This is a genomic window from Nocardioides pakistanensis, assembly GCF_054781215.1.
The window spans coordinates 1-1,803 of sequence record NZ_BAAGUV010000086.1; the positions used below are offsets into that span (position 1 = coordinate 1).

2 rRNA genes are annotated in these 1,803 nt (G+C 56.7%); both read left to right on the top strand.

Annotated elements, in window-relative coordinates:
- Nucleotides 1-1,651, top strand: a 23S ribosomal RNA gene (locus ACYVIH_RS22660); the annotation flags it as partial.
- Between the two features lie 100 nt (nucleotides 1,652-1,751).
- Nucleotides 1,752-1,803, top strand: a 5S ribosomal RNA gene (rrf, locus tag ACYVIH_RS22665); the annotation flags it as partial.

A 1,803-nucleotide genomic window follows, 5' to 3' on the forward strand; every position in this document is an offset into this window, starting at 1 on the left:
GTCGGGACCTAAGGCGAGGCCGACAGGCGTAGTCGATGGACAACGGGTTGATATTCCCGTACCGGCAAAACAGCGCCCATGACGAACCCGGTGATGCTAACCGCCCGAACGCACCTGATCCCTTCGGGGTGAGGGTGCAAGTAGCGCGGGACCCGAGCTGGTAGTAGTCAAGCGATGGGGTGACGCAGGAAGGTAGTCCAACCGTGGCGATGGTAGACCACGGCCAAGGATGTAGGCCGAGACATAGGCAAATCCGTGTCTCATGTGGCTGAGATCTGATGGGGAGCCCGTAGGGGCGAAGTGGGTGATCCTATGCTGTCGAGAAAAACCTCTAGCGAGCTGTGCGCCGCCCGTACCCCAAACCGACTCAGGTGATCAGGTAGAGAATACCAAGGCGATCGAGTGAACCATGGTTAAGGAACTCGGCAAAATGCCCCCGTAACTTCGGGAGAAGGGGGGCCGGATCCGTGAGCACCCTTGCGGTGCAAAGCGGTGATGGCCGCAGAGACCAGGCCCAAGCGACTGTTTACTAAAAACACAGGTCCGTGCGAAGTTGTAAGACGATGTATACGGACTGACTCCTGCCCGGTGCTGGAAGGTTAAGGGGACGTGTTAGCCAGCAATGGCGAAGCGCAGAACTTAAGCCCCAGTAAACGGCGGTGGTAACTATAACCATCCTAAGGTAGCGAAATTCCTTGTCGGGTAAGTTCCGACCTGCACGAATGGAGTAACGACTTGGGCGCTGTCTCAACCGTGGACTCGGCGAAATTGCACTACGAGTAAAGATGCTCGTTACGCGCGGCAGGACGGAAAGACCCCGGGACCTTTACTATAGCTTGGTATTGGTGTTTGGTTCGGCTTGTGTAGGATAGGTGGGAGGCTGTGAAGCTCGGACGCCAGTTCGGGTGGAGCCATCGTTGAAATACCACTCTGGTCGTACTAGATGTCTAACCTAGGTCCGTTATCCGGATCAGGGACAGTGCCTGGTGGGTAGTTTAACTGGGGCGGTTGCCTCCTAAAATGTAACGGAGGCGCTCAAAGGTTCCCTCAGCCTGGTTGGCAATCAGGTTTCGAGTGTAAGTGCACAAGGGAGCTTGACTGTGAGACAGACATGTCGAGCAGGGACGAAAGTCGGAACTAGTGATCCGGCGCTGGCATGTGGAAGCGGCGTCGCTCAACGGATAAAAGGTACCCCGGGGATAACAGGCTGATCTTCCCCAAGAGTCCATATCGACGGGATGGTTTGGCACCTCGATGTCGGCTCGTCGCATCCTGGGGCTGGAGTAGGTCCCAAGGGTTGGGCTGTTCGCCCATTAAAGCGGCACGCGAGCTGGGTTTAGAACGTCGTGAGACAGTTCGGTCCCTATCCGCCGCGCGCGCAGGAAACTTGAGAAAGGCTGTCCCTAGTACGAGAGGACCGGGATGGACGAACCTCTGGTGTGCCAGTTGTTCCGCCAGGAGCACGGCTGGTTAGCTACGTTCGGAAGTGATAACCGCTGAAAGCATCTAAGCGGGAAGCACGTTTCAAGATGAGGTTTCCCACCCACTTGATGGGGTAAGGCCCCCAGTAGACGACTGGGTTGATAGGCCGGAGGTCGAAGGCAGTAATGCACGGAGCCGACCGGTACTAATAGGCCGAGGGCTTGTCTTACAAAGATGCTACGCGTCCACTGTGTGGTTCCCGAGTAACGAACGGGAACCCCAACCACCACCAGTAGTGGTGGTGCACCGTTTTGATTACTCCATAGAGTTTCGGCGGCCATAGCGAAAGGGAAACACCCGGTCCCATTCCGAACCCGGAAG